The organism is Prochlorococcus marinus str. NATL2A, assembly GCF_000012465.1.
GTDB classification, from domain to species: Bacteria; Cyanobacteriota; Cyanobacteriia; order PCC-6307; family Cyanobiaceae; genus Prochlorococcus_B; species Prochlorococcus_B marinus_B.
The window spans coordinates 126,655-152,990 of sequence record NC_007335.2 but is presented as its reverse complement, the minus strand read 5'-3'; the positions used below and the strand labels follow the sequence as shown (position 1 = coordinate 152,990).

Annotated in this window: 30 protein-coding genes; 15 read left to right on the top strand and 15 right to left on the bottom strand. The window is 34.6% G+C overall.

Going from position 1 to position 26,336, the window contains the following annotated elements; all coding sequences use genetic code 11:
• The first annotated feature begins 34 nt into the window (after window positions 1–34).
• From PMN2A_RS00765 to PMN2A_RS00735, 7 genes are all read left to right on the top strand, one after another.
• Entirely contained in the window at window positions 35–961 is a 927-nt protein-coding gene (locus PMN2A_RS00765; protein ID WP_011294107.1) for a 6-pyruvoyl trahydropterin synthase family protein, read from the top strand.
• The gene (locus PMN2A_RS00760) at window positions 962–1,639 is read left to right on the top strand and encodes a RibD family protein (protein WP_011294106.1); all 678 of its coding nucleotides are present in this window, start codon (window positions 962–964) and stop codon (window positions 1,637–1,639) included.
• A 22-nt stretch (window positions 1,640–1,661) separates the two neighbouring features.
• Window positions 1,662–2,843: a GNAT family N-acetyltransferase gene (locus tag PMN2A_RS00755; protein ID WP_011294105.1), complete on the top strand. Its 1,182-nt coding sequence runs from the start codon at window positions 1,662–1,664 to the stop codon at window positions 2,841–2,843.
• Between the two features lie 31 nt (window positions 2,844–2,874).
• Window positions 2,875–3,141, top strand: a complete 267-nt coding sequence (locus PMN2A_RS00750; RefSeq protein ID WP_011294104.1) for a hypothetical protein — start codon at window positions 2,875–2,877, stop codon at window positions 3,139–3,141.
• 81 nt (window positions 3,142–3,222) lie between these two features.
• Window positions 3,223–3,624, top strand: a complete 402-nt coding sequence (locus PMN2A_RS00745; protein WP_011294103.1) for a DUF4346 domain-containing protein — start codon at window positions 3,223–3,225, stop codon at window positions 3,622–3,624.
• Between the two features lie 62 nt (window positions 3,625–3,686).
• On the top strand, window positions 3,687–3,779 hold the full coding sequence (gene petL / locus PMN2A_RS00740; protein ID WP_011294102.1) for a cytochrome b6-f complex subunit PetL: 93 nt from the start codon (window positions 3,687–3,689) through the stop codon (window positions 3,777–3,779).
• Between the two features lie 176 nt (window positions 3,780–3,955).
• A complete protein-coding gene (locus tag PMN2A_RS00735; RefSeq protein ID WP_011294101.1) occupies window positions 3,956–4,897 on the top strand; it encodes a vitamin K epoxide reductase family protein in 942 nt (313 codons plus the stop codon).
• On the opposite strand, the gene nadB is transcribed toward PMN2A_RS00735, so the two are convergent.
• Together nadB and PMN2A_RS00725 are read right to left on the bottom strand one after the other, a co-directional pair.
• Window positions 4,884–6,584: an L-aspartate oxidase gene (nadB, locus tag PMN2A_RS00730; protein ID WP_011294100.1), complete on the bottom strand. Its 1,701-nt coding sequence runs from the start codon at window positions 6,582–6,584 to the stop codon at window positions 4,884–4,886. The genes PMN2A_RS00735 and nadB overlap by 14 nt on opposite strands.
• A 13-nt stretch (window positions 6,585–6,597) precedes the next feature.
• Window positions 6,598–7,236 (bottom strand): DUF3120 domain-containing protein, encoded by a 639-nt coding sequence (locus tag PMN2A_RS00725; protein ID WP_225866311.1) that lies wholly within the window; start codon window positions 7,234–7,236, stop codon window positions 6,598–6,600.
• A gap of 412 nt (window positions 7,237–7,648) precedes the next feature.
• Here PMN2A_RS00725 and PMN2A_RS00715 point away from each other — a divergent pair, with 412 nt between their 5' ends.
• From PMN2A_RS00715 to PMN2A_RS00695, 5 genes are all read left to right on the top strand, one after another.
• Window positions 7,649–8,998 carry a TIGR03279 family radical SAM protein gene (locus PMN2A_RS00715; protein WP_011294098.1) on the top strand — a complete coding sequence of 450 codons (1,350 nt, stop codon included), beginning with the start codon at window positions 7,649–7,651 and terminating at the stop codon, window positions 8,996–8,998.
• A 37-nt stretch (window positions 8,999–9,035) separates the two neighbouring features.
• Entirely contained in the window at window positions 9,036–10,616 is a 1,581-nt protein-coding gene (locus PMN2A_RS00710) for a TolC family protein (protein ID WP_011294097.1), read from the top strand.
• A gap of 17 nt (window positions 10,617–10,633) precedes the next feature.
• Window positions 10,634–11,452, top strand: a complete 819-nt coding sequence (locus tag PMN2A_RS00705) for an inositol monophosphatase family protein (RefSeq protein ID WP_011294096.1) — start codon at window positions 10,634–10,636, stop codon at window positions 11,450–11,452.
• Window positions 11,453–11,583: 131 nt separating this feature from the next.
• Complete coding sequence (locus PMN2A_RS00700) at window positions 11,584–12,498, top strand: YihY/virulence factor BrkB family protein (protein WP_011294095.1); 915 nt, start codon at window positions 11,584–11,586, stop codon at window positions 12,496–12,498.
• A 62-nt stretch (window positions 12,499–12,560) separates the two neighbouring features.
• On the top strand, window positions 12,561–12,890 hold the full coding sequence (locus PMN2A_RS00695) for a hypothetical protein (RefSeq protein WP_011294094.1): 330 nt from the start codon (window positions 12,561–12,563) through the stop codon (window positions 12,888–12,890).
• A 1-nt stretch (window position 12,891) separates the two neighbouring features.
• On the opposite strand, the gene xseB is transcribed toward PMN2A_RS00695, so the two are convergent.
• The 5 genes from xseB to PMN2A_RS00670 form a co-directional block, all read right to left on the bottom strand.
• On the bottom strand, window positions 12,892–13,182 hold the full coding sequence (gene xseB, locus PMN2A_RS00690) for an exodeoxyribonuclease VII small subunit (protein WP_011294093.1): 291 nt from the start codon (window positions 13,180–13,182) through the stop codon (window positions 12,892–12,894).
• A 27-nt stretch (window positions 13,183–13,209) separates the two neighbouring features.
• Complete coding sequence (gene xseA / locus PMN2A_RS00685; RefSeq protein WP_011294092.1) at window positions 13,210–14,370, bottom strand: exodeoxyribonuclease VII large subunit; 1,161 nt, start codon at window positions 14,368–14,370, stop codon at window positions 13,210–13,212.
• Window positions 14,371–14,403: 33 nt separating this feature from the next.
• Window positions 14,404–14,550: a chlorophyll a/b-binding protein gene (locus tag PMN2A_RS00680; RefSeq protein WP_011294091.1), complete on the bottom strand. Its 147-nt coding sequence runs from the start codon at window positions 14,548–14,550 to the stop codon at window positions 14,404–14,406.
• A gap of 101 nt (window positions 14,551–14,651) precedes the next feature.
• On the bottom strand, window positions 14,652–15,035 hold the full coding sequence (locus tag PMN2A_RS00675) for a hypothetical protein (protein ID WP_011294090.1): 384 nt from the start codon (window positions 15,033–15,035) through the stop codon (window positions 14,652–14,654).
• A 55-nt stretch (window positions 15,036–15,090) separates the two neighbouring features.
• On the bottom strand, window positions 15,091–15,369 hold the full coding sequence (locus tag PMN2A_RS00670) for a DUF2973 domain-containing protein (RefSeq protein WP_011294089.1): 279 nt from the start codon (window positions 15,367–15,369) through the stop codon (window positions 15,091–15,093).
• 231 nt (window positions 15,370–15,600) lie between these two features.
• Between PMN2A_RS00670 and PMN2A_RS00665 the strand changes: the two genes are divergently transcribed.
• Window positions 15,601–16,779: a trypsin-like peptidase domain-containing protein gene (locus PMN2A_RS00665; protein ID WP_011294088.1), complete on the top strand. Its 1,179-nt coding sequence runs from the start codon at window positions 15,601–15,603 to the stop codon at window positions 16,777–16,779.
• Window positions 16,780–16,803: 24 nt separating this feature from the next.
• On the opposite strand, the gene abc-f is transcribed toward PMN2A_RS00665, so the two are convergent.
• Window positions 16,804–18,522 carry a ribosomal protection-like ABC-F family protein gene (abc-f, locus tag PMN2A_RS00660; RefSeq protein ID WP_011294087.1) on the bottom strand — a complete coding sequence of 573 codons (1,719 nt, stop codon included), beginning with the start codon at window positions 18,520–18,522 and terminating at the stop codon, window positions 16,804–16,806.
• An 85-nt stretch (window positions 18,523–18,607) separates the two neighbouring features.
• On the opposite strand from abc-f, the gene PMN2A_RS10395 reads away from it, so the two are divergent.
• Window positions 18,608–18,772: a hypothetical protein gene (locus tag PMN2A_RS10395; RefSeq protein WP_011294086.1), complete on the top strand. Its 165-nt coding sequence runs from the start codon at window positions 18,608–18,610 to the stop codon at window positions 18,770–18,772.
• On the opposite strand, the gene PMN2A_RS00655 is transcribed toward PMN2A_RS10395, so the two are convergent.
• Both PMN2A_RS00655 and PMN2A_RS00650 read right to left on the bottom strand, forming a co-directional pair.
• Window positions 18,773–19,003 carry a hypothetical protein gene (locus PMN2A_RS00655; RefSeq protein WP_011294085.1) on the bottom strand — a complete coding sequence of 77 codons (231 nt, stop codon included), beginning with the start codon at window positions 19,001–19,003 and terminating at the stop codon, window positions 18,773–18,775.
• Window positions 19,004–19,036: 33 nt separating this feature from the next.
• A complete protein-coding gene (locus tag PMN2A_RS00650; protein ID WP_011294084.1) occupies window positions 19,037–19,393 on the bottom strand; it encodes a hypothetical protein in 357 nt (118 codons plus the stop codon).
• A 139-nt stretch (window positions 19,394–19,532) separates the two neighbouring features.
• Here PMN2A_RS00650 and PMN2A_RS00645 point away from each other — a divergent pair, with 139 nt between their 5' ends.
• A complete protein-coding gene (locus tag PMN2A_RS00645; protein WP_011294083.1) occupies window positions 19,533–19,835 on the top strand; it encodes a ribbon-helix-helix domain-containing protein in 303 nt (100 codons plus the stop codon).
• 17 nt (window positions 19,836–19,852) lie between these two features.
• On the opposite strand, the gene PMN2A_RS00640 is transcribed toward PMN2A_RS00645, so the two are convergent.
• The 5 genes from PMN2A_RS00640 to PMN2A_RS00620 form a co-directional block, all read right to left on the bottom strand.
• The gene (locus PMN2A_RS00640; RefSeq protein ID WP_011294082.1) at window positions 19,853–20,989 is read right to left on the bottom strand and encodes an anhydro-N-acetylmuramic acid kinase; all 1,137 of its coding nucleotides are present in this window, start codon (window positions 20,987–20,989) and stop codon (window positions 19,853–19,855) included.
• Window positions 20,990–20,992: 3 nt separating this feature from the next.
• Complete coding sequence (locus tag PMN2A_RS00635; protein WP_011294081.1) at window positions 20,993–21,697, bottom strand: potassium channel family protein; 705 nt, start codon at window positions 21,695–21,697, stop codon at window positions 20,993–20,995.
• 12 nt (window positions 21,698–21,709) lie between these two features.
• A complete protein-coding gene (locus PMN2A_RS00630; protein ID WP_011294080.1) occupies window positions 21,710–23,095 on the bottom strand; it encodes a TrkH family potassium uptake protein in 1,386 nt (461 codons plus the stop codon).
• A gap of 103 nt (window positions 23,096–23,198) precedes the next feature.
• On the bottom strand, window positions 23,199–25,016 hold the full coding sequence (locus tag PMN2A_RS00625) for an SLC13 family permease (protein WP_011294079.1): 1,818 nt from the start codon (window positions 25,014–25,016) through the stop codon (window positions 23,199–23,201).
• A gap of 99 nt (window positions 25,017–25,115) precedes the next feature.
• Window positions 25,116–26,288, bottom strand: coding sequence for an NAD(P)/FAD-dependent oxidoreductase (locus PMN2A_RS00620; protein WP_011294078.1), 1,173 nt, complete (start codon window positions 26,286–26,288; stop codon window positions 25,116–25,118).
• Window positions 26,289–26,336 lie beyond the last annotated feature (48 nt).

Here is a 26,336-nt window from a genome sequence, read left to right as displayed (position 1 = left end):
AAGTTATTAAGATGTATGTTGATGTGAAAAATTTATGGAAGCAATCACATCGAATTTCCCTCACGGAGAGGGGAGAACCTGTGTAATTACAAGGCGAGCCTGCTTTAGCGCAAGCCACCTTTATAGGCTTCCTGAATTATCTGATGATGATAATTCAGCTTTGTTTGGCCCATGCTCAATAGCTCCTGGCCACGGACATAATTACGAGTTAATCGTAACCATGGAAGGAGATCTTAATAAATATGGCATGGTCTTAAACCTTTCAGATGTAAAACATGCCATAAAAAATGAAGTAACAAGTCAGCTTGACTTTCGTTTTTTAAATGACACATGGCCTGAGTTTGACCTTTCTAAACCCGAAGGTTGCTTGCCCACAACTGAAAGTTTAGTTCGTATTATATGGGAGCGCCTTAAATCTCACTTACCCCTAAAATCTCTTCGTCTTTACGAAAACCCAAAACTCTGGGCTGACTATCAAGGAAATGCTATGGATGCTTATTTAACAGTTCAAACACACTTTTCAGCTGCTCATCGCTTAGCCAGAGAAGACCTACCTCAAACCGAAAACGAAAAAATATTCGGAAAATGTGCTCGACCTAATGGACATGGTCACAATTACTTAGTAGATATAACTGTCAAAGGGAAGATTAATCCTAGAACTGGAATGATATGTGATTTATCTGCATTAAATAGTTTAATAAATGATTTAGTTGTAGAACCTTTTGATCATACCTTTTTAAATAAAGACATTCCTTATTTTGCAAATTGTGTACCTACAGCTGAAAATATTGCATTACACATTTCAGATAAATTAACTAATCCAATTAATGCGATTGGGGCTAATTTATATAAGATAAAACTACAGGAAAGTCCTAATAATGCTGCAGAAGTTTATGCAAACGTACCTGAATCAACAATCGATACCAAAGACTCTAAGAATCAGGTTCGTTTGCTGAGATAATTGAAAAAAAAATGGGTTAAATTAGTTTTAGCTTCTAGTATTGATGGACGTATCGCATATCCAGAAGGAGGAAAAACTCAATTAGGTCAATCTGGTGATCGTTTGGTTTTAGAAGAATCACTTGCTTGGTCAGATGGGATTTTAATGGGAGGGCAAACACTGAGAGATCATCAATCAATTTGTTTAATTAAAAATAAAAGCTTACTAAAAAAAAGAACTTCAGAAGGCAAGAACGAACAGCCAATTGCTCTTATAGCAAGCAATCAAATAGATTTTCCAGAAAATTGGCTTTTTTTTCAACAACCTCTTCAAAGATGGTTGCTCCAAATGCAAGATAAGAAAAATGAGATTATGCTTCCTGATGGATTCGATAAAAGAATAAATTTAAAAATCACTTGGCGTGATTCTCTTGATGATTTGTATCAGAAAGGAATTGCGAAAATTGTATTACTTGGAGGTGCAAATCTTATTTCAGCTTTTCTTTTAGAGAATCTAATAGATGAATTACAAATCACGATTACACCTCATCTTATAGGAGGAGATTACTGCTGGGTTTCATCTGAATTAAGGAACTTAAGTACAATCATGAATAAAAAGAATAAATGGATTCTAAAAGAAAGTCAAAAGCTAGGTAATAACGAATTACTTATTAGATATTTTAGAAATCATTTATCTTGAATATAGATTTAGTATAAAATAAATGAACAATATAAAAATCAAATGGCATGCCACAATCCAAGAAATTCCAAAAATTATTTGGAATAATTTCCTAAAAGGAAATTCAACTCCTTTTTATAAATGGGATTGGTTGAATGCATTAGAAAGATCAAAAAGTGTTAGTACAAAATATGGTTGGCAACCATTATTTCTCTCTGCGTGGAGTGAAAATGATTTAATTGCATGTGCACCTCTCTATCTTAAATCTCATAGTTATGGAGAATTTATTTTTGATAATGCCTTTGTTCAACTAGCTCAAGATATGGGACTTCAATATTACCCCAAGCTAATAGGAATGAGTCCATTAAGTCCAATAGAGGGTTATCGCTTTCTTTTTGCAGAAGGAGTTAATGATAGAGACCTAACACAAATATTAATCTCTGAAATTGATAGTTTTGCCAAACAAAATGGAATTCTTAGTTGTAATTTTTTGTATGTAGATCCTAAATGGATGAAAGTAGCTGAATCTCTAAATTGCGCCAAGTGGGTCAACCAACAAAGTCTGTTGACATTGAATGAAGAAAAAAGTTTTTCTGATTTTTTACAAAAATTCAATTCCAATCAACGTAGAAATATTAAGAGAGAAAGAGAAAGCATAAAAAAATGTGGAGTAAAAGTTGAAGCTCTTAGTGGGTCTCAAATAAATGTAATGAATTTAAAAAAAATGCATTATTTTTATCAGCTTCATTGTTCAAGATGGGGAGTATGGGGAAGTAAATACCTCACGGAATCATTTTTCACTGAACTTAGATCAACAGAACTCAAAGAAAATATTGTTTTATTTGACGCAAAAGAAGAAGGAATTGATAAAACAATTGGAATGTCCTTATGCGTGAAAAACGAAAATATGCTTTGGGGACGATATTGGGGTGCAGAAAAAAATATAGATAATTTACATTTTGAAGCTTGTTATTACTCCCCGATTGAGTGGGCAATAGCAAATAAAATAAAATATTTTGACCCTGGAGCAGGAGGTAGTCACAAAAAACGAAGAGGTTTTATTGCTAAACCCAATGCAAGTCTTCATAGATGGTACAACTTACCTATGGATTCCTTAATTAGAGAATGGCTACCAAGAGCAAATAAGCTAATGCTTGATCAAATAAACGCTACAAATAATGAAGTACCTTTTAAGTTTGAAGAGCCAAAACTATCAAATACATAGTAACTTCAGACAAATTAAAGACTGAATCTCAATGACAGATAACAATTTACTAGATTCTCCTGAGACCAACAAATCACTTTCCACTGAGAAAGATACAGTCGATTCTAATGAAGAAAAACCTTTCTTTGCTCAAGGGATTTTTAGTTATAAAGATAAAGGGACTCAAGGTGTTATTACTCTTTTTGGCTATGAATTAACAGCACCAGCAGGCCTAAAAAATCCAGGTATTGTTTATTTATCTTTTATTTTTATTAACCTGCTTATATTTTTAATCTTAAAAAGTTTTATTTCAGGATAATTTTTTGCAGGAAATCTAAAAATTTAATGACTACAGAATAAGTGACTTTTGTATCTTCTTTTTAATTTGTAAATTAAAGAAATGAACAATCCAGATCTTCAAGAAGACTTAATTAACTCAATAAAGCTTTTAGACGCTAAATTATCCAAGCGGCAAATAGAGCTTGACCCAAAAGGTTATTTCTTAATAAAAATTGAACCCAAAACAAATGAGTTAATACTTGAACATTATTTAAATGATATCGATCAAAAAGGTCGTGCTATTGATCCAAAGTCTGGAGAACCAATTGGGTGTAAAACAAAAAGTAGAAATCAACCAAACAATATTTATAGAGGGAAGAGTGCCAAGCAATTAGGTATTCAAATCTCCGAGGGTCATGGTCCATTCCCCATCAGTCATTTAGATCATGCGATTTACATTGGTCGTGAACTACAGCGAGCAGAGCAATGCCTGATCACTGGTAAACAATATATTCAAGATTAAAATTAATAAATTCAAACGATAAAGCACTGATGTTCTATTATTAGTGGAGAAATTTAAATCAAATGGGAATTCTTTTTTACTTAGTTTTTGTTGGAGCAGGCCTTTCTGCAGCATTCTTGATTCAAAAAGCCCTTAAAGCTATCAAATTAATCTGAATAAATAAATCACTATTACTAGTATTGGATTAGTTAAAGAAGTTTATATTTAATACTCAGTCAGATATGTATGGTTCTTAAAATATACAGAACATTAGAATTAATTTAAATTATTCAGACTTAAAAGGAATTCTTCATTAGAATAAAAAATATTCAATTATTTAAAATTCACCTGCATGGGACCTTCAAGACTAAAGAGTCGTCGACGCCAAGATCTAGGTTCCAAATGGGCGAGAGTTGCAATAGCTATATTATCAACAGTTGGTGTTATAGATACAGGATCCATAACACTAAATAAATGGGGGATCATAGGAAATTTAAACTGTCCAGGTGGATTAGGAGGCTGCGATAAAGTTTTAAATAGCCCTTGGGGGACTTTCTTTCAAACAAATAATTTCTCTATTCCATTATCATTAATAGGTTTAATTAGTTATTTATTAATATTATTAATGGCAATATTCCCATTAATACCTATTCTCAAAAACCAAAAAAATAATATCTCAAAAGTTGCATGGTGGGGATCTTTTTATATATCTACATCTACTTTTATTTTCAGCTTAATTTTAATATCAGTAATGATATTTAAAATTAAAGCTTTCTGTTTTTTCTGTCTTCTTTCTTTTCTTATATCACTTTCAGTCCTATTATTAAATATAATTGGAGGCAGTTGGGAAGATTATGGTAAATTATTTTTTAGAGGTTTTCTTATGTCAGTAGCAGTTCTTTTAGCAGGGCTAATATGGTCATCATCAGTCGATCCTGCTATCAAGGAAGTTTCAAATAATATTTCAGGCATGCCACCTGCGGTAATAGCTATAAGTTCTCCTGACAAAATAAAACTCGCTGAACATTTAACAAAAGAAGGAGCAGTCATGTATAACGCTTATTGGTGTCCACATTGTCATGATCAAAAAGAAATGTTCGGAAAAGAAGCTGCAGAAAAATTAAATTTAGTTGAGTGTGCAAAAGATGGTTTTAACAACAAAAGAGAACTTTGTGAAGCTAAAGGGATAACTGGTTTCCCTTCTTGGGAAATTAATGGCTCAATTGATTCAGGAGTGAAAAGCCTAGAAGAATTAGCTGACCTTACAAATTACAAAGACTCTAAAGATTTTTAGGGAAGCCAGCTTTATCAACAATGGGTCTTGTATGAATGTTCTTTCCCTTCATTTGTCTAGTATGACATTGCCAAAAAGGAACTGAGGTAGGGAAATCATCTCTAAAATGACCTCCTCTACTTTCTTCACGAAACAAACAAGCTTCCAACATAAGCAAACTTGACATTTGTCGATTACTCAAATCAAGTAGCAAATTAAGATCTCTCCTGGCAAGTTCCTCGAATTCATTAATTTCATATTTTGACTGAGAAAAAACCAAATTTAATAAGGGCTCGTTTAAAAGATTTTCATAATCTCTTTTAACTTTTATAAGAGCAGAATTCATTCCTTTTCGTGATCGATCAACTCCAGCTGCACGCCAGCATAATTGTCTAAGTTTTTCAATTTCTTTTGATAAATAACTAGTTCCTTGTTCCTTAGAAAAGCGAAGATCTGATTTATTAAAACTTAAATTATTTCCTAAAATATCGGAAGTTACATAATCAGTTAATTCAATATTTCTCATTTGATTTGCAAAGACCAAACATTCCATTAATGAATTACTTGCCAGTCTATTGGCACCATGCAGGCCAGTACATGCCACTTCACCAATCGCGAAAAGTCCTTTGACATTAGTTTGTGCTTTCAAGTTTGTAGCCACACCACCCATCCAATAATGAGCAGATGGAGCCACAGGGATTGCTTCTTTCAAAGGTTCTAAGCCAAGCTCTCTGCATCTTTGAAAAATAGACGGAAAGCGCGCTGCTACATCTTCAACAGAAATGGATTTCACATCAAGACCAATGTGATCAACTTTTTGCTTTTGCATCGCTTGAAATAATGCCCTGCTGACTTGATCTCTTGATGCAAGATCTTTCCCTTCAAGATGAGCTACGGGACTCTCTCCGAATGAATCAACTAAAACTGCACCCTCTCCTCTTACCGCTTCAGAAATCAAAAACGAAGGCGCATTATCCAATTTCAGAGCAGTTGGGTGAAACTGAAAAAATTCGAGATCCTCTATGCAAGCCCCAGATCTCCAAGCCAGAGCAATTCCCTCACCTGCTGCTTGAGTTGGATTTGTAGTATTCGCAAATAAATGACCTCCGCCGCCAGTAGCTAAAACAACTGCCTTTGCTTGGATCCAACGCAAAGCTGGTCCATCTAGAACTTGTACCCCGGAGCATTTTCCTCTTTCAACCCAAATCTGAGTAACTCTTATTCCTCTTTGATGCAGAACATTACCTCTTTGATCAACTTGCTCGTTAAGAACATCAACCAATGCCTTACCAGTTCTATCTTTTACGTGCAGTACTCTTCTATGCGTGTGAGCAGCTTCAAGAGTTGTAGATAATTTTCCAGAGGTTCTATCAAATTCCATTCCTAGTTTCATAAGTCTATCTACTAATCTCGGAGCACTCTGAACAAACATCTGAACTGCTTCTGAATCACAAAGTCCTGCCCCAGCTTTGATTGTGTCGTTAGCATGAATATCCTCGCTATCTTCAATTCGAGTCACAGCAGCCATTCCTCCTTGTGCCCATCGACTAGAAGAACGCTTACTGGTATTGCGGTTTAAAAGTAAAATTTTCAGATTTGATGGCAATTCAAGAGAAGACATCAAACCCGCAGCTCCTGCTCCAATAACAATTACATCCCAATTAGTTGAGTAAATATCATTTTTATTAAACCCAGTATTTAAATCCATAAAAGATTAGTTTTCAGATCAATCCACTTAATTGAGGCTGAATCAATGTGGTCGCAAAAAATAAGCCATCAACCCACAAGGTTGTTGTCAAAGCTGAACTTGATACAAGCCAAGCATCAGAAGACAAAGGCTCACTTTTTGATTTTTGATGCATCCAATTTGCTATCGAAATTATTAAAAGTGCCGCAATAAAAATGGCAAATAATGAAAAAGGTTCCAATAATTGTTCGGCAGTTAAACTCAAAATTTTAGAAGCTTCTGAAAAAGGCGCATCTACAACTTCAGGCCAAGCCTTCATAACACCAGTTAAAACAATCATTACGTCAGTAAAAGCAGTTCCTAATAGAGATGCCAAATAGAAACTGGCTCCGATTTTCCATCGAGTCTTTAAGAGGCTTACTGCTATTGGCAAAGCTATTGACTCAACAGGCAAATGCCAAACAGGATGAGCTCTTAACCATCCCCAAAAAAGACATCCTCCTAACCAGCTCCAACTCACACCAACCAATAGCGAACCAATAGAGGACCATCTATAACTACAAAATTTAAGTAAATAAAATCCAAGAAAAAATATTATGAAACTAAATAAAAAAGCTGAAAAAGGGAACACATGAACCCATGGGGCCTGAACAAAAACCGGCAGGACAACCATTGTGCTAGCCCAAAATTGCAATGTCCTTGGCTTTGACAGGTAGGACGTTTTTTGATTTATGGGCTTGGTGGGATTGTTTGAGTAAATCAGAATTAATAAAACTGAGTTGGTTTTCAGCTCAACCTTCTATGAATTTACATTCAAGTAGATACCCAAACCAAACAGTCTTAGGAATACAAATAATAAAGTTTTTAAAAAAAATCTTAAAAACTTCTTAATTACAATGATTACAATGCTTTTCAAGGCCCAGTTTTAAAAATCCTCATAAAAAGAGATGATTCAAAAATCTTCTTAAGTACTTTTTGTTGAAAATTTACTTATATTGAAAGATAAATGATTCTTCAAGATCAATTTAATTTTTTCAAACCACCCGAGAAGTATAAAAAATTTATTTTCTTGTTTAAGAGCCTAAATGAGCACATTAAGGATAACTCAAAACAAAATTAAACCTGCTGTTGTTGCCTCCATCGAAGAAGGTTCAATAGGCGAGGAGCTTGGATTTGAAGTTGGAGATCGATTAATTAGTATTAATGGTGTAAAGCCAAGAGATCTTATTGATTACAAATTTCTTATGGCTGAAGAAAATATTCAACTAATAATATTAGATGAAAAAGATAAACAACATACAATTGACATTGAAAAAGATTATGACGATGAGTTAGGACTTGCTTTTACTGAAGCTTTATTTGATGGATTAAAACAATGCAATAATCAATGCCCATTTTGTTTTATTGACCAACAACCCCCAGGGAAAAGAAAAAGCCTGTACCTAAAAGATGATGACTACAGGCTAAGTTTTTTATATGGTTCTTACTTAACACTTACAAATCTTTCCAAACAAGACTGGGAGAGAATTGAGGAACAAAGACTCACTCCTTTATTTGTATCAGTGCATGCAACAGATCCTTCTTTAAGGTCGAAATTACTAAGAAATCCTAAAGCTATTGACCTTTTAAATCAGTTAGCTTGGTTCTCAAAAAAAAGAATACAAATTCATGCTCAAATTGTTGTTTGCCCTGAAATAAATGATGGAAAAGCTTTAGAACGAACCATCAATGATCTATATAGTTTTGCGCAAGGAGATTTCCCCGTAGTCCTCTCAGCAGCTGTAGTTCCAGTTGGGCTAACAAGGTTTCGACCCAGTAATGACGGGCTGATACCCGTGGATCCTGTTTGTGCGACAAAAGTAATCAATCAGGTTGAGCCAATGCAAAGAATATTTTATAAATCAACGGGGTCCCGTTTTGCTTGGTTATCTGACGAATGGTATTTAATAGCGAAGAAGGCTTTACCCTCTCTTAATTCTTACGAAGATCTACCTCAAAAAGAGAATGGAGTAGGAAGTATTCGCAGTTTTCTTAGAGCAATGGATGAAGCCACAAGAGATTTGCCGACCAAAATTGATCAAAAGAAAACCTGCAGCTGGGTTGTTGGCAAACTTGTTGAAAATGAATTACAGAAGCCTTGCAAGCGAATAAATAAAATAAATAATTTCACACTCCATCTTTATGGGCTTCCAAGTCCTTATTGGGGGCAAGAACAAATTGTTACTGGCCTACTCACAGGCCAAGACCTCATAAAAGGACTGCGCGGAAAAGAATTAGGCGATGAATTACTTATACCATCGGTCATGCTAAGACAAGGTGAAAAAATCTTTCTTGATGACATGACACTTCAAGAGCTCTCTTTGTCACTTAATGTATCTGTAAGAATTGTCCATGATGCACAAGACATCGTGAACAAAGCACTTGGTAAAGCATAATTGCTTTACTAAATCCATCTCAGTTTTTCTTATAACTATGAGGAGAGTGAAGAGAAAGTTTCTAATTGTTGCAGGTTTATTTATATCTGGGCTCAATCCTTTGTGGGCTACAAGTTCGCAAAAAATAACTTCCAATACAAAGATAAAAGGAAACTCAAGTAAAAGCCTAAGTCAAAATCAAAAACAACAGCGGGTCTTATATGAATTAAATGCGCCTGAAGATCTTTTTTTACCCTCTAGATCACGCGAAGTATTAGTAAAAACTTATCAAAAAGTTAACCTTGATCAGTTAGAAAATTTACTTATAAACAACAACCGAGCAATTAAAATCTACTTAGAAAGAGTTGAGCAAGCCAAATCAATATTAAAAAGTTCTTTATCCTCATGGTACCCAACATTAAACCTAACAGCTAATGGTATTCCCCAATATTTTGAATCTAATAACTTTAATGAATCAAGCGTAATACAAGATACTTCGAGTAAACAATGGAGTTCCTCTATCTCCGCTCAAGTAAAATGGGATTTAATTAATCCTGCAAGAGTCCCAGAGATAGCATCAGCTAGAGATAGTTTTGAAAAGTCAAAATATTCTTACGCAATAATTTTAAGAGATTTAAAATTAGAGGCAAAAAAACGTTACTTCAATTTGCAAAAAGCCAATGAGGAAATAGAAGTAGCAAAGAAATCAATTGAATCCTCGACTATTGGGTTAAGAGACGCAGAAATTAGATTTGAATCAGGTATTGGTACGAAATTAGAAGTTCTAGAAGCTAGAACTCAATTAGCTAGAGATCAGCAATTGTTTAATATTAAATTAGGTGATCAAAAAATTGGTCAAAGATCTCTTGCTGAAATACTTAATTTTCCAGAGGATGTAACACCATTAATTGGTACAAAAACTCAAGTTACAGGTATATGGGATTTATCATTAGAGGATAGTATTATAGCTGCTTATAATTCAAGAGAAGAACTCGAAAGTATCCTATTAGAAATATCAATTAATAATAGTAATGCAAATGCTGCACTTGCTGCTAGCCAACCAAAATTAAGCATTGTAAATACATCGACCTCTTCATTTGCGAAAGGTGAGTTAAATCAAATATCTCCAAACACCAGCAACACATCCTCCAATTTTTCTAACACCATTGGGCTCAATGCAACATGGTTTATTTTTGATGGAGGCAATTCAAGATCTTTGTATAATTACAATAAAAGTAAAGCAAAAGAAGCAAAACTAAATTTTGCCGCAAGAAGAGCTCAAATTAGACAAGAAGTTGAACAAGTATTCTTCAAACTAGAGTCGGCTAAACTAAATATTTCTGCTTCGTACACAGAAGTTTTGTCTGCAAGAGAGTCTTTAAGACTTGCAAAACTTAGATACAAATCAGGTATTACTACACAACGAGAAGTTGTAAACAACCAAAGAGATTTAACTGATTCCGAGGTTCGTTATATTATTTCGGTCACTAGCTATAACACTCTATTAGCTGACTTAAGTAGACAAACGGGTTTAGATAACATCAAACCATGTGATATCAAAGTCAATCCACAAAATCAAAGTGACATAGATAGCAAATCACTCTATGAATCAAATTTAATTCCCCTATGTCAGCTATAGCTTCTAAATAAATAAAAATGAATCAAGACCCAATATCTAAACCTCTGAGCAAAGCTCAACTAATTGCAATTCATCAATTAGTTGATGAGGTTGGAAAACGTCAACTTCAAGATTTTGGTCAAATCAACTCTGACATAAAGCCTGATGGAACACTTATTACAGAATGTGATAGGTGGAGTGATAAAACAATAGTTCAAGGGTTATCTCAAATTACTCCCGGAGAAGGCGTCCTGAGTGAAGAGGGTAAGAAGTCAATTCCTAGCTCCAGTGAGTATTGGGTAGTTGACCCACTCGATGGAACAACTAATTTTGCAGCAGGCATTCCATACTGGGCAATATCAATAGCACGTTTCACTAATGGGGAACCTGAGACAGCCTTCCTTGACATACCAGCACTTAGAAAAAGAATTTTCGCCATAAAAGGAAAAGGAGTTTGGCTAAACGACAAGCCACTTAAGCCTGAATCACGTTTCAAGAAAAATAGTGACTGCATTTCTCTTTGTAGCCGCTCAATTAAAGTTTTACAAATGAAACCAGAGCAGTCATTCCCAGGAAAAATAAGACTACTTGGGGTATCTAGTTTAAATATGACTAGTGTTGCCATCGGTCAAACGATTGCTGCTTTAGAGGCGACACCAAAAATTTGGGATATTGCAGCTGCATGGTTAATACTTGAGGAACTTAATTGTCTTATCAACTGGTTGGAGACTAACCCAAAAAACATTCTCTCTGGAACAGATCTTACTTCAGTGAATTTCCCATTACTAACAGCATCCACTGAAGATCAATTGAACAACATGCTGCCATGGGCGTCAGCATTAATTCAGGATAGTTAATACACTTTGTGCCCCTTTGTTCTAATTAAATTAGCTACATTAATAAAATTTATGATTTTAAATCTACTGATTCAACTAAGAAAAATCTTCTCCTTAGGAGTTAGCGTAATATCAAATACTCCATAACCAAAGTGGGCTTGAACTGGACTAAAAAAGCAAGATGGTTGTTTAGCAGTCTCTGGAGAGCTTATGAAAGATGGTCTAAGTGTGATTGCGTCGATTTAAGCGCAGCATTTGCTTACTACACTCTTCAGTCCTTCTTTCCAATATTGCTAATCTCGCTATCAGTTGCATCATGGTTTTTAGGAAAACAGCAAGGAATAGAGCAAAGAATAATTGAATTAACCGCTGAGGTTTTACCGTCTGAAGTAATAGCTTTGGTCGCATCAACTTTAGAACAATTAATTAATCAGGGGTTTGGCGCAGGGATTCTTGGGGCAATGTTTTTAATGATCACTGCTGGCAATGCCTATCTAACACTACAAAGAGGAGCAGATCGATTATGGGAAGACGTACTACCAGTTAAATCAAAGCCAGATCCATTAAGGCTTCAAGCGTTTCGATTTATCAGAAATCGTATTGAAGCTTTCTTTGTAGTTCTTCTAGTTGGGATTTTGATGGTTATCGATCAAATCAGTGCAAATATTCGTCTGATTCCCGAAGCAGTTTTGGAAGACTTAGCCAACACAACCCCTTGGGTTGAAAATGCCATAACAAAAATACCTGTACTTCAAGTAGGTCAATTTATACTTCCTCTAATAGGTTTTTCAACTATGGCACTGCTTTTACAAGGTTTACTCCCCAGTAGAAGAGTGCCTTTAAAACCACTAATACCTGGGGCTTTGATGATTGGAACTTTGCTAACTATTCTGAATTTGGCAGTTAGTAGAAGTATCCTTTCATTGGGATCAAGATTTCAAGCTTATGGATTCATTGGTGGAGTCCTTGTATTGACTCTTTGGGTTTGGATGGTAGGAGTAATTATTTATTTTGGTCAATGTTGGAGCGTTGTAATTGCAAGCATGCGTCGAAATCGATACGTTTAAACATCATTGAAACAAGCAGCTAAATTTAAATTATAATATTTAAATAAATCTCTTAAGTAGTCATGAATAAGCCATCTTCATTGATTTGGATGGTATTTATTCTACTTATTATTTTACCTACACCAGCTGGGAAATTTATTATTGATTTAGCAGGCGGAATATTCCTTATCATTACAATAATACCATTAGTCTTAGGAGGAGTTGGATGGTTTACTTGGAAAAGAATCCAATCAAAAGTACAAAACTGTGAAGCTTGTGGCTCAACCTTTCTTAACAGTCAAATGATTTGTCCAATATGTGGAACACCCATAACAAAAAATGCAGATATTCTAGAAAATATTCCAGCAAGTGCAGCAACAATTGACATAAAATCCGAAGAATTAGATTTATAAATTAATCTAATTCTAAAAATTCTGGATTAATTTCATTAATCTCTTGTTCACAAAACTGCAAGAGTTCTTCGCAATGCTTAAGAAGTAGATGACCTTTAATATAATTAATTTGAATTTCATCCAATGAAATATTTTCATCTTGCACATTGTTTAAGATAGTTTCCAATGCAGATATAGATTCTTCATAACTTAATCTATTAATATCTTGTTTAAAGATTTCTATATTTTTTTTGTTAGTAACTTTGTTAGACATTGATAAATGATTTGGGATAACTTGATTTTCAAGTGGCATGTAATAACAAATTTTTATTCAATAAATTTATATTTTATCATAATTAAGACTATCAACCTCTGCTGTAATTTTTCCATCACAAAATTGAACTATCAGCTTATCATTTTCCTTAATATTTTTTACACTATAAATCGAATTACCTGACTCGTCAGTAATTAGCGCAAAACCTCTTTTTAACAATTTTCTTGGAGAAAGTGCATTCAAAATCTCATACATATAATTTATTCTTGTTCTTTTATTTTTTATTAATAGTCGGGGTGAATAAGATTGAAAAATAGATTTTTTTGTAATTAATGTTTTCTTTGTGTTCTGAAAAAATAATTTCAAATAATATTTAAGTAATTTTTTATTTTGCAAAAACTTATTTTTTTCAATTTCTCTTGAGGGCAATAGATCAACAATCGCAGCAGTTGGAGTGGCAGATCGATGATCTGAAACCAGATCAGCAACAGTTAGATCATCTTCGTGACCTATCCCTGTAATTACTGGTATTGGGAAAGTTGCGATTTCTCTAGCTATGATTTCACTATCGAACAACATTAAATCTTCTCTGCTACCTCCTCCTCTAGCTATAATTAAAGCCTCTACTTGTAACTTATTTTTTTTTAATTTACTTAAAATAGATTTTAGTTTATTTGCATTATCACCTTGAACCGGAATAGGAATTATTTGCAGCTTCGTTAATGGCCATCTCTCCTTAGCTGTTCTAAGCATGTCAGCTAAAGCAGAGCTTGGAACACTTGTAAGGATACCAAGTGAATGAGGATATTTTGGCAATTTTTTTCGTAACGAATCATCTATCAAACCTTCTTTAAAAAGATTTGATTTGACTATTTCAAACTTCCTAAGAACCGTAGAAATACTTGGTCGAATATCGAAAACTTGTACCGATACTCTTGCTTGAGATTCCCAGAAATTTAATTTACCAATAATAACAACGCCATCATCTTGCTTTGGTAAAAATTTTAAAGACTTTATTGTTGATGACCATGCAACTGCATCTACACTTGCTTTCCCGTCCGTTAAAGTTAACCATAAATGACCTTTTTTTATTTGTGATTTAGAAACAGCGGCTTCAAGTATAAACTTTGGGGCAAAGCCTCTTGATAATAATAAGCCAATAGATTCGTTTAACTCTTTAACACTATATGTAGTTAGAGATTGTTTAGCGTTTTTAAGATCAGTCAAACTTTTAAAAATAAAAAACTAAAAATTAGTTTTTCAACCGATTCCCATCTGAGTTAAAATCCCTTGCCCTGTTAAAAGTTCTGTTGTTAAACCTATTAAAATACCCATCATTGCTAAACGGCCATTCCATATTTCAGCAAAATTGACAAATCCATAACGAGGTTCGAAGTTATCTTTCATTTGTTAATAGAAATCATTTTAATAATACTAAAGAAATGCTGAGAATGAGAAAACATATATGTTGGCTCTTGAAATTAATTTGTTTTTAAAACTTTCAATATCTATCTAACATGTCTGGCGCCATCAACTGGATGATAGTCCTCTCCAGTAAGTTCCTCGTAAATAATTGCTGGTAATCCAGTTTCAAACATGGTCTGAAGAGCTTCTTTTAGATAAGGATTCCATCCACCAGTACTAACTTCTCCATGTCGTACAGTCCAATCCCATGTCCCTTGTAAATCTCTAGGCATTCTTCCTTCTCTGTCTCTTCTAGCAACCAAATCAAGGGACTCTACTAACCCAACTTGAATAGGATCTTTTCCGTAAGCTGGAGTAAGGCTTAACTCAAGCCTCACTGGGTCTTCTTTTAATAATCTGAGACGAAACCTTGGAGGTAACTTCACGTTTTTCAAAACTGCAGCGACTATGCGCGTTCTTTGTTCCAAAATTAAAACCTCTTAGATAACTATGTAATGTCAAACCCAAAAAATCTAATGAAAATTATTCAGAAGGCTTTTCATATGATTGTGGATGATCACTGTCCTTAGAAAAACGAACTGTGAGCAAATCTTCATCAGTAATGGAGCCATCTTTGTCTAGAAGCTCAGGATGAACAGTAACCAAGCCTGTTCGATCATCACCTTTTGTCTTTGAAAATGAATTTTGAATCTTAAATGATGCTTGACCTGAGAAAAAACCATTTAGCATTATTCTGGCAGCCAAAAACAACAAAACAAAAACTGAAAGGCCATAAACAAAAGGTAAAAAATTGCTCAACATTTGCAAAAATGATAAATCAAAAAACTGAATGCATTAATTCAGATTAAGTTTTGAAGTCGTTCTAGTTTCATCTTCAATCACAGAATAAATCAGAGTATTATTCTAGAGGAAAGAAAGTTCAAAGAATAGTTATTTAGTAAAAATCTACGGTAATTAAAATGGTGTGCATTTCAATTTTTAAATTAGCTATGATTAGTTTTGATAATAAGAACTAATCCCTTTCAGAAGATCATGCATGGATTAGATGACAACAGACTAATAATAGGATCCCTAAAGTTACGTCAAAAAAAATATTTTAAAATTTTTGTTTTAGTTGTTCTTATTTTTTTGAACTTCCGATATGAAACTCCTCTTCATTCAAGTGAAGCTTCACTGTTATCCCAAGAAAATCACAATAAGCAATCTTTCGTATCAAAAGCGTTAAATATTAGTGGGGATGCAGTGGTCACAATTGAAACACAACGTCAGGTTTTATCTTCAAGTGAAGGTGTATTTCCTCCTGGGATCTTAAATGATCGATATTTTGAACGATTCTTTGGTCTAAGAGGCCTGCAAGTTCCACGATCTCGAATTGAAAAAGGGCAAGGAAGTGGAGTGATTTTTTCTAAAGAAGGTCTGGTCTTAACTAATGCTCATGTAATAGAAAAAACTGATCAATTAATAGTGGGTTTATCAGATGGAAGAAGAGTGCTTGGAAATGTTGTTGGAGAAGATTCTTTAACAGATCTTGCAGTTATTAAACTCAAAGCAAAAGGTCCTTGGCCAACTGCCCAATTAGGAAACTCCGATAATTTAAAAGTTGGTGATTGGGCAATTGCAGTTGGAAATCCTTTTGGACTTGAAAATACGGTTACTCTTGGAATCATTAGTAATCTCAATAGAGATGTTGCTCAATTAGGTATATCCGACAAAAGAATAGATCTCATTCAAACTGATGCAGCTATTAATCCAGGTAATTCTGGAGGACCATTATTAAATTCTGTTGGAGAAGTGATTGGTATTAATACTCTTGTTCGCTCAGGACCAGGAGCAGGATTAGGTTTCGCAATTCCAATAAATAGAGCTAGAAAAATCGCCAAAGATTTAATCACCAGCGGGAGAGCCAAGCATCCCATGATCGGAGTAACACTTTCAAGCAATATCAAACAAAAAAGTAATTTTCTTTCCCAAACAGAAGATGGAGCGATAATTAAATATTTGATGCCAAATGGTCCGGCCGAAAAAGGTGGATTAAAAGTAAATGATCTAATAATTTCAATCAACAATGAAAAAATTTCAACTCCAGCAGATGTGGTAAAAAAAATTAATAAAAATAATTTACAATCAGCATTAAGAATTAAAATACTTAGAGAGAATATAGAGTCTATAAAAATTATCAAACCAGTTGATATTTATGATCTTCAAGTATAATTAAAAAAAATATTTCTATAATAATTATTTTTGTTTAGTTTTCTTCTTCCTACGCTGTTTTTCTCGATTAGCCAACCTTTTTCTTTCCCTTTCAGCTAATTGTAATTCTTTTTCTTTTTCTTGTGCTTCTTCGATTTTTTTCTCTTTATAGTATTTGTAATCACCTTGATACTTAATTAATTGACCATCTCTTATTTCTACAATTGTGTTTGCAACTTTTGAAATAAAATATCGATCATGAGAAACTATTAATGCAGTGCCATTATAATTGGATAATGCCTGCTCTAGCATTTGCTTTGAAGGTATATCTAAATGATTTGTCGGTTCATCAAGAATAAGCAAATTTGACGGCTTAATAATCATTAAAGCTAAAGCAAGTCTTGCTTTCTCTCCTCCACTAATCTGACTGACCTCCTTAAAAACCGAATCATTAGTTAAACCAAAGCTACCCAGTAAAGAACGAATTTCTGTTTGTGTCCAATCAGGTACAGATTGAGAAATTGTCTCAATTACTGTTTTTTCTAACTCTAAGGCCTCTGCTTGATTTTGTTCAAAATAACTAGGTATAATATTATATTTTCCTATCGTAATAGATCCTTCATCAGGTTCTTCTAACCCCATAATTAGTCGCAGTAAAGTAGATTTTCCAGAACCATTTGGACCTAAAAATGCTATTCTTTCGCCTGGCTCAAGCTCTAAAAAGGCTCCTAAAAATAAAATATTATCTTCATAGCTATGGGTTAAATCCTTAATATTTAAGATATCCCTACCAGCACGTGGTGCTTCCAAAAATTTAAAATTAGGTCCTTTTAAGTTATTCTCAGGAGCTTCTATCTTTTCAACTTTATCTAATAACTTTTCTCTACTTTTAGCTTGTGTACTTCTTGTAGCACTTGCTCGAAATCTTTCTATATATGCCTTTTGAACTTGTATATCCTTCTGTTGTTTCTCGTATGCAACTTTTGTTGATTCCAATTCAAAATCTCTCTGTTGAAGATATGACGTATAATTTCCAATATAGCTTTTAGATTTACCTCGCTCGGTATTAACAATTCTCGTACAAACTTTATCTAAGAAAGATCTATCATGGCTAACAATTACCATAGCAATTTTCTGATTAAGTAAATAATTCTCTAGCCATTCAATCGTTTCTAAATCTAAATGATTAGTTGGTTCATCAAGTAACAATAAATCAGGACTTTGTAATAGGATTTTTCCTAAAGCTATTCTCATCTGCCAGCCACCCGAGAAGTCTCCAACTAGTCTGTCTGCTTCATTTTGATTGAAACCAATAGTGGGTAATAACTTTTCAACTTTAGATTCTAAATCGTAACCATTTATTGATTCAAATTTGCTTTGAATCACGCTTAATTCTTTGATTAATAAATCTAGGTAATCTAAATCTTTAGAAGCTAATTCAGATTCCATATTTTCTTGAACTAATTTTTGACTGTGAAGTAAATCAGATGCTTCTTTAAATGCAACAAATAACTCTTCTCTAACAGTTCTTGAAAGATCCACATCAAATTCCTGTTTTAAATAAGCAATAGATGGATCCCCTTCGCTAATCAAAGATCCATCAGTTGCTTCTTCTAATCCAGCAATAATTTTTAATTGTGTTGATTTTCCTGCTCCATTGACTCCAACCAAACCAATTCTCTCTCCATTTCTAATTTCCCAACTGACATCTTTCAAGACTTCGCCAGTGGGATAAATTTTACTAATCTTCTCTAGTCGCAACACTACAATAAGACCTCAAGAGAATTGCCTTGAATCATTTAGCTTTAAAAGATGCTGACTGATTTAAATTACATTACTTAAGTAAGCCATGTTAAGACTCGAACAAATTGCTGCTTTAGTACTCGCCGCAGCTCTTGCAATTCCCAGTTATTGGTTTTTTTGGACGATGGCAGGCGGAGGCGGCTACGAAAGAAGAGGAATTAGAGAAAATAGTCAAGATACATTAGAAATACACTCTTCATTCAAAAAATAATTACAACCCACCTCTAGCCTTTAGAAGCCATTGTTTGGTATCTAAATCATCAACTGTAGTCAAATATTCTTTTACCTCTTCTGAGGTAACTGGCAAATTCATTTCAATCCCAAATGCACATATGGATTGCATCGCACCTTTTGGGTTTTGAAGAGCTTGACGAAAAAGATCTTGTTTTTTATTTGGATCTGCATTTATAAGCTTATAAAGCTCTGCAGCATTGCCGCTCATAAGAAAAACGTTGACTAATTAAAGAATATGCAATTATGCAGCTTTTGTCTCGAAACCATTAGATTCATTGCATGTATCTAAATCACTTTCCTTTAAACCTAAAGCAGACGCGTCTTTCATACTTCTAGCATCCATGCAAAGGACTTTACGGAGTTGAGCAAAGTTTGCAGCTTGAGAAGATCTTCCTTCTTTGCTAGCCCCATATTCCGCTCTTTGTAAAACATGGTGTAAATGAGTCAATAGGTAAGAACTGACAACAGCGGAAATTAGAACATCTCCATTTTTACCATTACTACGACTCTTCCTTCTTTGTCGTTTTACATTTCCTTTATCGGCAACAACATTTGCAGAAAAAGCTTTAGATGCTTGTGGAAGAGATGGCTTAGACATGTAATACTCCTTTAAAAATAAAAAGTTTTAAGTAAAGGTTGATAAGGCAAAACTGGCCAGATTAGTAAGTATCATACACAAGGATACTACCCTTGCATACAAGTGTACACTAATTAGTACTTGGTAGTTCTTTGTACGCATGGCTACTCGTCAAAACTCATCTAACGGGAAGCAAAAATCGCCCCGCATACAAGTTGTTCTGCCAGAAGATTTATGTGAAAGACTGTCAGAATTAGCCGAAAGAGAATCTAGAACTGTGAGTAATATGGCCAAAGTTTTAATTCAAGAAGGAGTCAAGTATCACGAATTAAAAGAAAGTTCAGCATCTAAAGAATTAGAAACAAAAGAAATGAAAACACAAAATTTTATAAACGCATTAGAAAAACAAAAAACACAAAGATTAAAAGGTATTCCGAAAAGATTAAAATTCAAAAGAGATTAATTATTAAATTAGTTAACTTAAGGATCAACACGTACTCCATATAAAATAGGTTTATTTGCTCCTGTGATGTACTTCGGGTGAACTTTTTTTCCTAAAAAGTTCCACCAAGATAAAGTTGCAAAAACGAGGGCTTCTCTATATTGCGATGGAACACCAATTTCATGTATTGGACGAACATGAACACCACAACATTGTTTCTGTAGTTGCCTCATTAAAAATAGATTTTTACTTCCACCTCCAGCAACCAAAAGCTCAATTAAACGTATCTGTTTAAGCTTAAAAAGATTATCTAAATCTTGAGAGATAATTGACGCGGTAAATGTAGTTAATGTAGATATTAAATCTTCTTTGGAAATATCACCCAATTCCTTTTTTCTTTTCTGTAAGTATTGAAAACCGAATTGTTCTCTACCTGTAGATCGTGGAGGCTCTAGATAAAAAAAAGGATCCCTCAACCACTTATCGATGATTTCTAATTTAGGAATCCCAAGCGATGCTAATGATCCATTTTCATCAAAAGTTAAAGATGAATTTGTACTTTCTTTAACAGCTAAATCAACTAAAGAATTAGCCGGTCCGCAATCCCAGCCTAAGCATTGAGAAGTTTTATCAATTCCAGTTTTAGGTGGAATAATTGTAAGATTAGCAATTCCACCAAGGTTGAGGACTCCTCTCCATCCATATAACCTTCCAACTAAAGCTTCATCGACTAATGCTACTAAAGGGGCACCATGACCACCTGAAGCAATATCCTTAGATCTAAAATCATAAATAACAATTTGATCTAAAAGATTTGCGAGTAAAGGTCCTAAAAGAATTTGAAGACTTCCTCCTCTTTTAGATTTTTTTACACTTCTATGAAATAAAGTTTGCCCATGACATCCAACAACCTCTGCGGTTGAATCAGGGTCACAAGTACGAGCAGCAAAAGCATTTAGTTCAGTAATTTCCTCAGCCAACTCGAGCCAATCTTTGCTACTAATTTTTAATCCTTGACCTACTTGTATTATTTTTTCTCTAATTGATGAAGGATATTCATAAGAAAATGTGTTTAAAATTTGCCATTTTGGCCTTGAAGGATCACCTGTAAAATCAACTAAAACTGCATCTATTCCATCCGCACTCGTACCACTCATCAAACCCAATACACGCATAGATTAAGTTTGAGGCAGCTTTTGAAGATCTTCCATTGAACCCATGACTACAAGGACATGATCTTTTTCCAAAATATATTTCGCCGGAGGATTAACAGTTAATAGTTGAGCAGGGCCAGCGGCTAAGACATTAACAAAATAATTTTTTCTAAGATTTAAATCTCGTAAAGAACGTCCTACAAATACCTCAGGGACTTTAATCTCATCAATACCCGTTTTATCATCGAGTTCTAATCTTTCAATCAAATTCGGTCTAACCAATTCAAGGCCCAATCTTTCTCCTTGCATTCTTGAAGGGAATACCACCCGATCAGCACCAACCCTTTTGAGCATTTTTTCATGCAGATCACTTGTTGCTCTAGCAATAACCTGTTTAACTAAACTCCCCTCCGTATCTTTAGCAATAAGAGTTGTCGTAATACTTGCTTCAATTGGCTCACTAATGCCTACTACTACAGTCCCCATTTCAAGAACACCTGCCTCTTTCATAGACTCTTCATCCGTTGAGTCAACCACCCTCGCTTCAATTGTTGGCTCGAGTTGACGTAATTCCTCTATTGCCTTCTCTGAGAAATCAACAGCCAAAACATCAGCACCATTTCTCAATAGCTCTCTACAAACTGCGCTTCCAAAACGACCAATTCCAACTACAGCAAACCCAAGTTTCTGATTTGCTTTTATGGGAGACCATTGCCACCAATCACTCATGATTTGTCCTCCTTAAACATAGAGATCCTCCTTCGGATAGCCAATTCGATTGCGATGTTGAATCTTACTTTTATTAAGAGCTTGCCATACAGCGCTCAAGAATAAAAGGATTCCTAGTCTGCCAACAAACATTCCAATAATCAGAATTAATTGACCGACATGTCCTAACTTAGAGGTTACGCCCAGATCAAAACCTACAGTTGCAAAAGCAGAAATACAAGTGAAAAGCATTTCTAAAAATGAAAAATTCTCTCCACTATTGAATCCATTACTCAAACTTAATAATAAAGCCATAATCAACACAAATAAAAATGAACCAACAGTTATACCAACAGCTTTAAGAATTACTTTGTCAGATATCTGACGATTCCGAATAATGATTTCATTTTGACCACGTAGAGTTGCTCTTGTGGCTGCCATTAATGCAGCAATAGTTGTCGTCTTAATTCCGCCTCCAGTGCCACCTGGACTTGCCCCAATAAACATAAGAAACATTATCAACAAAAGACCAGAGTCAGAGACACTTTCAATTGATATGGGCAAATTCGTAAAGCCTGCAGTTCGTGAACTAACAGAAGTAAATAAAGCGGTTAAAATACGATCATCGAAATTAATTAACGAAAAGAAGCTACCCCTAGCTAACGATTCAGTAAAAATCAATCCGAAGAATCCCAGAGCAATCAATATGAAAGATGATCTAATTACTAAACGTGTATGAAGACTTAAATTTCTTAATTTTAAAGATCTACGATTTATCCAAATATCATTAGTTACTCTCCATCCAAAACCACCTAATATAATTAAAGTAATTAAAACAAAATTCACTACCCAATTACCTCTATAATCTTGTAAACTGCTTGACCATAAACTAAACCCAGCATTATTATAAGCAGATATACTATGAAAAATTGATGCCCAAATCCTTTCACTTGAGCTAGTTATATTTTTAAAGCCGAAAAAATATAAAGTAATAGAGCCAAGAAAAATAAGTATAGATGCTGTAATCGCAATACCTTTAAACGTTGTACCCACACCCCCGACTCCAAATTCATCAAGAGTTTTACCTCTATCAAGACGTGTTTTTAATTCTGTTCCACTAACAATAAAGCCCTGCAAAAATGTAGTAATAGCCATTAAACCAAGGCCCCCAGTTAACAACATAATCGCTAAAATTACTTGTCCAAAAAATGTCAAATCTATTCCTATATCAATAATAGATAACCCCGTAACTGTGACAGCAGAAGTTGCCGTAAATAATGCCTCCCATAGACCTACATTTGCATTAGAACAAAAAGGTGTAGCCAATAATAATGTTCCAAAAGCAATCACAAGTAAACCTGTTACCACCGTAAACTGCGGAACCGTAAGCCTTCTATAAGTTTCTTGCCTAATACTCACTTTTTTTGAAAATAGATTGAGACTAATTCTGAAAAGATTAAATAATCAAAATCAAATGGAAGCTTTAAATTTTTTCCTAAGTTAATAATCATATCCAACATATTTAAGAAATACCATACTTTAGCAATATCAACCCAGGGACAAGAAGCGTCATCAAGATGGTCAACCCAGCTCCGTATCTGGTGACATCTAAAAACTGATAACGCCCAGGGCCAAATACCATAAGGTTTGTCTGGTAACCCATAGGAGTAAGAAAAGATTGACTGGCGCCAAAAAGAACTGTTATCAATAAAGCTAAAGGAGGTAGCCCCATACTTGGGGCTAATTGAACAGCAATTGGCGCCAAAAGAGCCACTGAAGCAGCATTACTAACAAATTGAGTAAATATTGTAGTAGAGAGGAAAATTACTAGTAAGGCTGAATAAGTAGATAAGTCTTCTAATATTAAAATTAAAATATTGGCAAAAGCATCAGCAAGACCAGTGGTCTGCATTGCGACACTAAAACTAGAAAGAGATCCAAGCAAAAGAATGACGTCAAGTCGGATTGATCTTTGTACCTCTGCGGGTCTTAAACATCCTCCCCAGACCATAGCAATCACTGCCATTAGAACTGAGGCTACTAGAGGCAAGTCAGTAATTGAGGGAATAATCAACATTGCGATTGCGATGCCAATTGCTATCGGTTTTCTTGTAACCGTGGGTAGATCATTCTCAAATTGATCTAAAACAAGAAGGTCATTACTATCCTGTAATCCACGAATTGAATCTCTTGGAGCTTGTAAGAGTAATACGTCTCCTTCTCTCAAAATTGCTTGCCCCAATCTCTCTTGAACAGTTTGCTGACCTCGTCTTAAGGCCAAAACAGTAGCATTGTGTCTTTGTCTAAATCGCAGTTCACGCAAACTTGCCCCAGCCAAGGTTGAACCAGCTGGTAAAAGAACCTCTACCGTTTGTTGGCTTTCATCAATGTTGGACAGAAAAAATTTTTTTTCAATACTTAAGTTTTTATTTAACTGAACAGTATGTTCTTGTTTTAAACGCAAAAGATCAGAGCGCGTAATTCTTATCAACAACCGATCACCAGACTGAATTATCCGATCGGCCAAAGGTGGTAAAAGTATTTCATTCTCTCGCTGTATTTCTAGAACATCAACATCAAATCTTCTTTGTAAGCGGCTATTTCTCAATGAATGTCCAACAAGTTCAGAATCAGAAGGAATTGTGACTTCGGTAAAATAACCAGTTTGATCCGAACTTCCTCCGTACTCTGAGCTAATTCTCCCTCTATCTGGCAATAAAGATTGTGGAGCCAGCAACATATATGCTGTCCCAAATAACCATATAGGTACTCCTATTGCTGTAAAAGTAAATAAATCAAAGGGACCGTAACCAAGTTGATCACTAATATCGCTGACCAACAAATTCACTGAACTGCCTAAAAGAGTTAAAGTCCCACCTAATACTGTCGCAAAAGATAATGGTAACAATACACGTGATGGAGATAGTTTTCGCTTGACGCACCAAGCTTCGATTACTGGTAAAAGTGAAGCAACCACAGGAGTATTGGGAACGACACCTGAGACAGGAGCAACAACTAATCCGAGCAAAGCGATCAATCTGCGCGGAGTTCGAATACTGTCAGAAGCAATTAACTCCCTTAAACGATCAAGGGCACCACTTTTAAAAAGTGCCGCAGAAACAGCAAATAAACCCATCAATGTAATCAACGCAGGGCTTCCAAAACCAGCCAATGCTTTTTGAGGGGAAAGAACTCCTGTAGCCATCAATAATGCAACGCTCAAAAGTCCAGTCAGTTCAGGAGCTAGCGCACTGCTTACGAACAAAAAAACAGCAATAATTAACACTGCCAAAGTTATGACAGCTTTGGGATTCTCTAAGACAGTGAATATCTCATTCATATTATTTAATTAATAACCTTTTCAACTGACTCTGTCCAAGTATTGATTTTAAGAATACTGTGAAAAGGAACTGAGGATATTGAGAAAATAAACGATTAATTATTTTTTACTTAATAACCGAGAACCTGCAGATTTCAAAGATAGAGAAAAACCTGGCATTCGCATTAAATATGCAAAATGCCTTATTTTGAAAGCAAGAGATCCTGCCAAAGTAACTCCATAACCCGTTATTGATGCATTTCCAATACCTAGACTCAACATTTCTCCAAGATCTTCAAATTGAAATGATTTAAGTTTGTTGCCTTTTCTTAGAGAAATAATATTTTGAGCTGTTAAAAAACCCTGCTGCATTGCTACTTGAGCTGAAGAAGGAAAAGGATCGTCCTCACAAAATACGATATCTCCAACAAAAAAAATATTCTGATATTCTTTTATTTGCAAAAATTTGTTTACTTTAATCTTCTTATTTTCATCTAAAAGATGATCTATAAATTGTAACCGACAAGGGCTTAACCCAGCAGTCCACAACAAGCCAGAATAATTAATTTTTAGAGAATTATTTCTTTCGGTCTCAACAGTAGAAAGTTCTATAATATTTTCATTTATTGATTGAATATAATGTTCCAAATAAATCTTGATATTTCTCTCAGCTATTGCATCTATTGCTTTTTCCCTATTAAAAGATTTGGATTTAGATAAAATTTTATTTCCTTTATCAACCAAATATATGTCTACTCTGTTATTAACTAAATCAGATAATTTGCATGCGAGCTCAACACCAGTTGGTCCTGCTCCAGCGATAATCAAAGGATCGGAGTGGTTAGAAGAATTATTGATTGAGATTATTAACTCTTGAATTCTTACGAGATCATTCAAACTAGAGAAACCGTACGCATATTCTTTCAAATTTCGGAGAAGAGAAAAATCAGTTGTTACTCCAGTGCTTATGACAAGTTGAGAGTATGTAACTTCAGTCCCCGATGAAGTAATTAACTTTCTCTCTAGTCCATCAACTTCAACAACACACTCTTCTAAAAAAATAAATCCTAATTCTGAAGCTAAAGCAGAATATTTAGGTGCAACCTCCCATAATTGAAGCTCACCACTTAATAATTCATAAAGCAATGGCTTAAAAAGAAATCTTGGGCTTTGATCAATCAAAATGATTGGTATTCCATTCGACCGAGCTAATAATGCTTGGACAGTGGAGAGTCCTCCGAAGCCACCACCAACAACAACAATTGGATCAGATTTCAAATTGTTCAAGTCCATATGGACTGGATCTAAGATGATTTCAAAGACCCTAAACAAACTTTGACT